General features: G+C 75.0%; 8 protein-coding genes. 5 read left to right on the top strand and 3 right to left on the bottom strand.

Features of this window, described 5'->3' with window-relative positions; translation table 11 throughout:
* Positions 1–91 precede the first annotated feature (91 nt).
* Both CG747_RS21175 and CG747_RS21170 read right to left on the bottom strand, forming a co-directional pair.
* Complete coding sequence (locus CG747_RS21175; RefSeq protein ID WP_180985628.1) at positions 92–1,264, bottom strand: glycosyltransferase family 4 protein; 1,173 nt, start codon at positions 1,262–1,264, stop codon at positions 92–94.
* Positions 1,265–1,326: 62 nt separating this feature from the next.
* The gene (locus CG747_RS21170) at positions 1,327–2,346 is read right to left on the bottom strand and encodes a hypothetical protein (RefSeq protein ID WP_100603346.1); all 1,020 of its coding nucleotides are present in this window, start codon (positions 2,344–2,346) and stop codon (positions 1,327–1,329) included.
* Between the two features lie 219 nt (positions 2,347–2,565).
* Here CG747_RS21170 and CG747_RS21165 point away from each other — a divergent pair, with 219 nt between their 5' ends.
* Both CG747_RS21165 and CG747_RS21160 read left to right on the top strand, forming a co-directional pair.
* Positions 2,566–2,877, top strand: a complete 312-nt coding sequence (locus tag CG747_RS21165; RefSeq protein ID WP_100603345.1) for a chaplin — start codon at positions 2,566–2,568, stop codon at positions 2,875–2,877.
* A gap of 157 nt (positions 2,878–3,034) precedes the next feature.
* The gene (locus CG747_RS21160; RefSeq protein ID WP_100603344.1) at positions 3,035–3,895 is read left to right on the top strand and encodes a spermidine synthase; all 861 of its coding nucleotides are present in this window, start codon (positions 3,035–3,037) and stop codon (positions 3,893–3,895) included.
* Positions 3,896–3,928: 33 nt separating this feature from the next.
* Here the strand turns inward: CG747_RS21160 and CG747_RS21155 are convergent, their stop codons facing one another.
* Positions 3,929–4,486 (bottom strand): hypothetical protein, encoded by a 558-nt coding sequence (locus CG747_RS21155; protein ID WP_100603373.1) that lies wholly within the window; start codon positions 4,484–4,486, stop codon positions 3,929–3,931.
* Between the two features lie 118 nt (positions 4,487–4,604).
* Between CG747_RS21155 and CG747_RS21150 the strand changes: the two genes are divergently transcribed.
* From CG747_RS21150 to CG747_RS21140, 3 genes are all read left to right on the top strand, one after another.
* Complete coding sequence (locus CG747_RS21150) at positions 4,605–5,297, top strand: response regulator transcription factor (RefSeq protein ID WP_100603343.1); 693 nt, start codon at positions 4,605–4,607, stop codon at positions 5,295–5,297.
* A gap of 34 nt (positions 5,298–5,331) precedes the next feature.
* Positions 5,332–6,831, top strand: coding sequence for a HAMP domain-containing sensor histidine kinase (locus CG747_RS21145; protein ID WP_100603342.1), 1,500 nt, complete (start codon positions 5,332–5,334; stop codon positions 6,829–6,831).
* A 178-nt stretch (positions 6,832–7,009) separates the two neighbouring features.
* On the top strand, positions 7,010–8,026 hold the full coding sequence (locus tag CG747_RS21140) for a chitinase (RefSeq protein ID WP_374701795.1): 1,017 nt from the start codon (positions 7,010–7,012) through the stop codon (positions 8,024–8,026).
* Position 8,027 lies beyond the last annotated feature (1 nt).

Raw genomic sequence — 8,027 nt, 5'->3', positions numbered from 1 at the left:
CGGACCGGGACGGCGGGCTGGGGCGGCACCCCGGCCGCCGGGCCGGGCCGCTTCCCGGCGTCGGCTGCGGGGGCGTCCGCGCGCTCGGCGGTCATCGTCCGGCCCGCGTCGCGGTCAGGACGGGCGGTACGGCGAGCAGTTCCCGGTAGAGGTTCAGCACCGCGCCCGCCGTCCGCTGCACGTCATGGGCCATCCGTACGTGGTCCGCCAGCCGTTCGCCGAGTGCCGTCCGCCGGTCGGGGTCGGCCAGCAGGGCGGTGACGGCCCGGGCCAGCGCGGCCGGATCGCCCGGCGGCACCAGGCAGTCGTCCACGGCGTCGGCCGGCAGGCACTCCCGGGCCCCGCCGACGTCGCTGAGCACCACCGGCCGCCCGCAGGCCATCGCCTCCAGGGGGACCAGCGCCATCCCCTCCCACCGGGACGGCACCACCACAAGGTCCGCCGCCCGGTACCAGGCGGCGGCGCCTTCGGCGGCGCCGGCGAAGACCACCCCGGGCGGCGCGGCCCGCCCCAGCGCCGCCCGGTCCGGCCCGTCGCCGACCAGCGCCAGGCGGGCGCCCGGGACCGCCGCGGCCACCTCGGGCCAGGCCCGCAGCAGCGTCGACTGGCCCTTCTGCGGGCACAGCCGGGCCACGCACACCACCAGCGGCGCCCCGGCCGGCACGGTGTCGCGCAGCGCGGGCAGCGCCTCGCGCAACGCCGCCCGGGCGTCGTCGCCGGCGGGCGAGAACCGCCGCAGGTCCACGCCGTTGGGGATCACCACCCACCGGCCCGTCACCCCCGCGGTCGCCCCGCGCCGCCGCTGCGCCTCGCTCACGCACAGCACCCGGTCCGTCCAGCGCGCCGCGTACCGCTCCCAGATCCGCGCCGCCAGCCCGCCGACCGCCTCGAACGGCCAGCAGTGCGGCTGGTGGACGGTCGGGATCCGGCCGCGCAGCACCATCCGGGCGGTGTACCCGGCCCGGGGGCCGTGGGCGTGCACGAGGTGGGGGCCGGCGCGCCGGACCAGCCGGGTCAGCCGCCGGCGCCCGGACAGCGTCGTCCCGAGGGAGCCGCGGGCGGACCAGAGCACCACTTCGGCGCCCGCGACGGCGGCCTCGGCGTGCAGGGTGCCGCCGGGCGGCGCGGCCACCACCACCCGCAGTCCGGCCGCCACCTGGGACCGCACCAGGTCGGCGACGACCCGGGCGATCCCGCCGTCGACCGGCTGGGACACATGGAGGACCGTGAGCCGGTCCTGGGACGGCAGGTCTTGTGGCAGCACGCGCACTGCTCCCCTGATCACCGAGCTGTCAGAACTCCGCGAGAATTGCCGGTGCCCGCCGTTCAGTGCCGCAGATCGGCCTGGACGAAGAGTGCGCCGAGCAGATATCCCGCGTTTCGGGTGGTGAAGCGGAATGCCAGCCGATCGCTCCCGGAACGGAGCGCCGGCGTCAGGTCGAAGACCTCGGAACCAAAACCACGGGTGGTGCGGTAAACGGGTGCCCGGGGCGTTTTCTGACCAGAATTCGGCCCGGTCGGGTGAACCGACCGGTTCGCCTGATCGGCGGAATTGTGGAGTGCGACCGGGGTGATCCGATCGGCCCGGGCGGAGATTGTGTGCTGCTTTTCGTGCGTTCCGTGGTGGGCCACGACCCCGGCCCGTCCGTGCGCCCGCGCCGGAATGTGCAGCCCGGTCAGCTGCACCGCGAGCGCCCGGCGGTGCCCGCCCAGCGGCTCGAAGCCGTCCCACAGTGCCAGCCGCCGCAGCGGCTCCCTGGGGTTCTCGTAGGCGACGAACACCACCCAGCCGCCCAGGGCCCCGGCCCGCCCGCGCCCGGGGGCCGGCCGGGCCACCGCGTACCCGCCCGGGCCGCCGCGCCGCACCAGCGCGGTGACGTCCGCGGATGCCTGGTAGTCGACGGTCCGGCCGGTGGCGCGGCGCCCGATCGGGCCGTCCGCGCGCACCTCCTCGTACCGGCCGCGGGGCCCGGCCACCAGCACTTGCCCGGCGTCCCGGGCCGCCCCGGGCCCGCCGGTCCGCAGGTCGCCGCCCCAGTACAGCCGGGCGTAGCGCACCCGTGAGCCGGCCGGCAGCCACAGCCGGGCGCGGCCGGTCCGCGGGGGCGCGGGGCAGGACGGGCCGGCCGGCTCCGCCCGGCGCGCCGCCGGGCGGCAGGTCGCCAGGGAATGGGCGACCCGTGCGATACCGCCGTGCCCGGTGGTGTGGAAGCGCTCGGCGAAAGGAATTCGGGAGGATTCCCGGGGTGCCGGGGCAGCTACTGCCGAAGTCAGCGCGGCCGACAAAGCCAGGGCCGTGAGCGCGCATACGGTGCTGCGCTCGGTGCGGTCCATCGACTTCGGCATGTCATCCTCTCCGGCTGCAAATCAGTCAAACAGGAGAGCACTCTGGCAGAAATCATGTTGGAAATCGCGGCAGGCGCGCCGCGGTGTCCTCCTCGTTTCCGATCGGACGGGTACCAGCCAGACAGGCTAATGAATCCGCTTAAGTGGTAACACCCGCATCCCCAGTCCATATTGTTCGTTGTGTTCGATGCCCCATTCGTGAACTGAGAGGAGAATGGAATGAAGCGGTTCGCCAAGACCGCGGCGGTTGCCGCGGTCACCTCGGCGCTGGTGCTGGGCAGCGCGGGTCTCGCCTCCGCCGACGGCGGGCACCACGGCCGCAAGGGCCACCACGGTCGTTTCGACGAGGGCTTCAAGCGCCACGGTCGGAGCGGTGCCAAGGCGGTCGGCTTCGCCGCGCACTCGCCGGGTGTCCTCAGTGGCAACGTCATCCAGGTGCCGATCAACATGCCGATCAACGTGTGCGGCAACAGCGTCAGCCTGTTCACGCTGCTGAGCCCGGCGTTCGGGAACGTCTGCATCAACAAGTGACCCCACGCCGGTCCCCAGGGACATGCGGGCCGGCCCGGATCACGGCACACCAGGCGGACTGCCCACGGCCCCGGCCGCTGGGCGGTCCGCCGCCTTATCTCCCGCACCGGTCCTGACCAGCGGATACCGCTCAGCGGCGGCACGCCATACTGGGGGCATGGCGAGAAGCAGACGCGGGCGCGGCGGCCCGGAACCGGTCACCGGGACGGTCGGCGGCGGCGTCGCGGAACTGCGCCCCGACCGGGACCGGCCGCGCGGCTGGACGCTGCTGATCGACGGCGCCCCGCAGTCCCACGTCGACCTCGACGACCCGTCGTACCTGGAGTTCTCCTACCAGCGGCGGCTGGGCCACATCGCCGACCTGGCCGCCCCGCCCGGCGCCCCGCTGCGCGTCGTCCACCTCGGCGGCGGCGCCCTGACCCTGGCGCGGTACGTCGCCGCGACCCGGCCGCGGTCCACCCAGCAGGTCGTGGAGGTCGACGCCCCGCTGGTCCAACTCGTCCGGGAGCAGCTGCCGTTGGAGAGCACCTGGCGGATCCGCGTCCGCGGCGCGGACGCCCGTGCCGGGCTGGCCCGGATCCCGGACGGCTGGGCGGACCTGGTCATCGCCGACGTCTTCGCCGGGGCCCGTACGCCCGCGCATCTGACCAGCGTCGAATTCGTGGCGGAGGTGCGCCGGGCGCTGCGGCCCGGCGGCTGCTACGCGGCCAACCTCGCCGACGGGCCGCCGCTGGCGTTCCTGCGCGGCCAGATCGCCACCGTCCACACCGTCTTCCCCGAGCTGGCGCTGACCGCCGAGCCGGCCGTGCTGCGCGGCAAGCGGTTCGGCAACGCCGTGCTGCTCGCCGCCGACCGGGCCCTGCCGGTCGCCGAGCTGACCCGGCGGGCGGCCGGCGACCCGCACGCCGGCCGGGTCGAACACGGCCGGGCGCTCCTGGACTTCACCGGCGGCGCGACCCCGGTCACCGACGCCACCGCGGTCGCCTCACCGGCCCCGCCCGCCGGCGTCTTCACCTGACCGCGCCCGCCCACCGCATGGCCGACTCCCGCACTACGTCGCGTGGTTGCTGGTCTGCACGGTCGGCGGGTGGCCGTTCCAGGCGCAGATCACCGAGGTGTGCGCACCACCGCCGGTGAAGTCGACCCGGAGCCACTGGTCCTGCTTCCACACCTGCATCTCCCAGCCCGCGTCGGGGGTCGCCGACACCAGCTCGGCGGAGTCGGAGCCCAGGGAGAGCACCACCCGGCCGCCGGACGTGGCGAAGCTGCGGACCCGGCCGCCGGTGGCCGGCGACGTGCTGCCGCCCGGGCTGGCGGAGGCGGCCGGTACGAGGTCGCCGGTGCCGCGGGTCGGGGCGGCGGTGCGCGCCGGCCGGTCGTCGGCGGGGGAGGAGGACGGGCTCGCGGAGGCCGGGGCGGACGGTTTCGGCCGGTGGGTGGAGGAGACCTGCGGCAGGGCCGAGGCGGCTACTTGGTCGGAGAGGGGCAGCGCCCGCGGCGCGTCGTAGACCGTGCCGGACAGTACGGTGTGCACGCCGAACCACGACAGGGTGACCGCGGCGCCGGTCGCCAGCGTCCAAGCCGCCGCATGAACCAGACCTCGTTGCATCTGGCTCATCTTGCCCCACCCGTCGCGCCGGTCGCAGCCGTTGCTGTGCCGCTCGCCGTGCCGTCCGGTTGTCAACCACGCGTAAGGAAACTCGCCCGTATGGCGTACGGTGCCGCCCATGGCACGAGTGCTCGTGGTCGAGGACGACCAGTTCGTACGTTCCGCGCTCATCCGGCATCTGACCGAGGCCGGCCACGCGGTGCGCAGCGTCGGGACCGCCCTGGAAGCGCTGCGCGAGGTGGCACAGGTCGGCTTCGACCTGGTCGTCCTCGACCTCGGTCTGCCCGACCTGGACGGGGGCGAGGCGCTGAAGATGCTGCGCGGCATCACCGACGTCCCGGTGATCATCGCGACCGCGCGGGACGACGAGGCCGAGATCGTACGGTTGTTGAACGACGGCGCGGACGACTACCTCACCAAGCCGTTCTCGGTCGAGCACCTCTCGGCCCGGATGGCGGCCGTGCTGCGCCGGGCCCGGGGCACGGCACCCGGTGCGGAACCGCCCTCACGAGTGATCCTGGTCGGCGGGCTGTCCATCGACCCGCTGCGCCGCCTGGCCGCGCTCGACGGCACCGCGCTCGACCTCACCCGCCGCGAGTTCGACCTGCTGGCCTTCCTCGCCCAGCGCCCCGGCGTGGTCGTCCCCCGCAAGGAACTCCTCGCCGAGGTCTGGCAGCAGTCCTACGGGGACGATCAGACCATCGACGTCCACCTGTCCTGGCTGCGCCGCAAACTGGGCGAGACCGCCGCCCGGCCGCGGTACCTGCACACCCTGCGCGGCGTCGGCGTGAAGCTGGAGCCGCCACGGTGAGCGCCCCGCGCGACGTGGCGGCCGAGGAGACGCCGTGAGGTGGGCCCTGGTCAAGGTGGCCCTGGCGGTCACCACGATGGTCGTGGTCGCGTTCGCGGTGCCGCTGGGGCTGGTGGTCAAGGAGATGGCCTCCGACCGCGCCTACGGAGGCGCCGAGCGCCAGGCCGCCGCCCTCGGCCCGGTCCTCGCCATCACCACCGACCGCACCCAGCTGGAACGGGCCCTGGCCAGCGCCGAGGCCGGCCCCGGCGGCCGGATCGGCGTCCATGTCCCGGGGGGCGGCAAGGACGGCGGCCCGGCCGAGATCGGTGCCCGCCGGGCCGCCCCCGCCGACGTCGCCGCCGCGGTCCGGCTCGGCCGGGCCTCCATCGCCCAGGTCCCCGGCGGCACTTCACTGCTCCAGCCCACCGCGGTCGCCTCCGGGATCGCGGTCGTCGAGGTGTACGTCCCCGACGACGCGCTCACCAACGGGGTGGCCACCTCCTGGGCGGTGCTGGCCGGCGTCGGCCTGGCACTGGTCATCGGCTCGGTCGCGGTCGCCGACCGGCTCGGCACCCGGATGGTGCTCCCCGCCGAGCGACTGTCCGCCGCCGCCCACGACCTGGGCCGGGGCGACCTCGGCGTCCGGGTGCGGGAGGACGGCCCCAAGGAACTGCGCTCGGCGGCCAGCGCCTTCAACTCCATGGCCGACCAGGTCGTCCAACTCCTCGCCAACGAACGCGAGCTGGCCGCCGACCTCTCGCACCGGCTGCGCACCCCGCTGACCGTGCTCCGGCTCAACGCCGCCTCGCTCGGCGACGGTCCGGCCGCCGAGCAGACCCGCGCCGCCGTCGAGCAACTGGAGGGCGAGGTCGACCAGATCATCCGCACCGCCCGCGCCCAGCGGGAGCACACCGCACAGGCCGCCGCCTCGGTGGCCGGCTGCGACGCGGCCGAAGTGATCCGCGACCGGATGGACTTCTGGTCGGCGCTGGCCGAGGACGAGGACCGCACCGTACGGGTCGCCGGTGCGGACCGCCCGGTGCGGGTGCCGGTCGCCCGCCCCGACCTCGCCGCGGCCCTGGACGCCATGCTCGGCAACGTCTTCCGCCACACCCCCGAGGGCACCGCCTTCGCCGTCGACGTGCACAACGCCGACGACGCGGTGATCGTGCTGGTCTCGGACGCCGGACCGGGCATCGCCGACCCGGCCGCCGCGCTGCGCCGCGGCTGGTCGGGCGGGGGCGGGGGGCAGCAACCGGCGGCGGCCGCGGGAGGTTCGACCGGCCTCGGCCTGGACATCGTCCGCCGGCTCGCGGAGTCCACCGGCGGCGACGTCCGGATCGGCCGCTCCGTGCTGGGCGGCACCGAGGTCCGGGTCTGGCTGGCCCTGGACGGGCGGCGCGCCCACCCCGGCGCCCGGCGCGGCCACCGGCTGCGTCGCCGGATCGGCGGCCGATTGTTCGGCGGCCGGGCGTTCGGCGTCCGGGGCCGGCGGGCCGTCCGCGGCACCGCGCCGGGCCGCCGGTCCCCGGGTCGGGGCGCGGGCTCTTAACCGTTCCCTTCCGCTTCCTTAAGGCGGCCATAAGTCCGCCAACCGCCGTACCGAACCCGGCATTTGTCCGTTTCGCTGCCGCTAGCGTGCGGAGCGCACCTTCCCCCACGGGTGCGCCCCCACCCCCCATGTGACGACAGGCAGGCACGAGATGAGTCCCTCGGCACACCGGCGCCGGATGAGCCGCACGAGCAAGCTGATCGGCTCGGCGGCGGCCGGCGCGCTGGCGGTCGGCGGCGGGTTCGCCGTCGCCGGTTCCGCGATGGCCACCAAGGCCCCGCAGGCCGCCCCCACCGCCGCCAAGGCCGGCTTCACCCCGTACGTCGACACCTCCCTCACCCCTGCCTACGACCTGACCGGCACCGCGCAGAAGACCGGGGTGAAGCACTTCACCCTCGCCTTCCTCACCTCCGGCGGCGGCTGCGTCCCCAAGTGGGGCGGCTCCGGCGACCTCGGGAGCGACGCGGTGGCCAAGCAGATACCGGCACTGCGCAAGGCCGGCGGCGACGTCCGGGTCTCCTTCGGCGGCGCCAACGGCACCGAACTCGCCGCCGCCTGCTCCTCCGCGTCCGAACTGGCCGCCGCCTACGGCAAGGCCGTCGACCAGTTCAAGCTCACCAAGGTGGACTTCGACATCGAGGGCGGCGCGCTGCCCGACACCGCCGCCAACACCCGCCGCGCCCAGGCCGTCGCCCAGCTCCAGAAGCAGCACCCGGGCCTGGACGTCTCCTTCACCCTGCCGGTGATGCCCGAGGGCCTCACCCAGGACGGCGTCAACCTGCTGAGCAACGCCAAGCAGAACGGCGTGCAGGTCTCCGCCGTCAACATCATGGCGATGGACTACGGCTCCTCCTACAACGGCAACATGGGCACCTACGCCACCCAGGCCGCCACCGCCACCCAGGCCCAGGTCAAGAAGGCCCTCGGCCGGAGCGACGCGGACGCCTGGAAGACCGTGGCGGTCACCCCGATGATCGGCGTCAACGACGTCCAGGGCGAGGTCTTCAAGCCCGCCGACGCCACCGCCCTGGTGAAGTTCGCCCAGAGCAGGCACCTGGCGTGGCTGTCCATGTGGTCCGCCACCCGCGACCAGCCCTGCCCCGGTGGATCGTCCCCCTCCGCCCAGCCGACCTGCAGCTCCGTCGACCAGGCCCCGCTGGCCTTCACCAAGACGTTCGGCGCCTACACCGGCTGAC

Origin of the sequence: Streptomyces sp. CB02959 (genome assembly GCF_002803155.1) — a bacterium.
In the GTDB taxonomy this organism is placed as follows: Bacteria; Actinomycetota; Actinomycetes; order Streptomycetales; family Streptomycetaceae; genus Streptomyces.
Note: the sequence above shows the minus strand (reverse complement) of the source record. Positions and strands in the feature narration are given on the sequence as shown.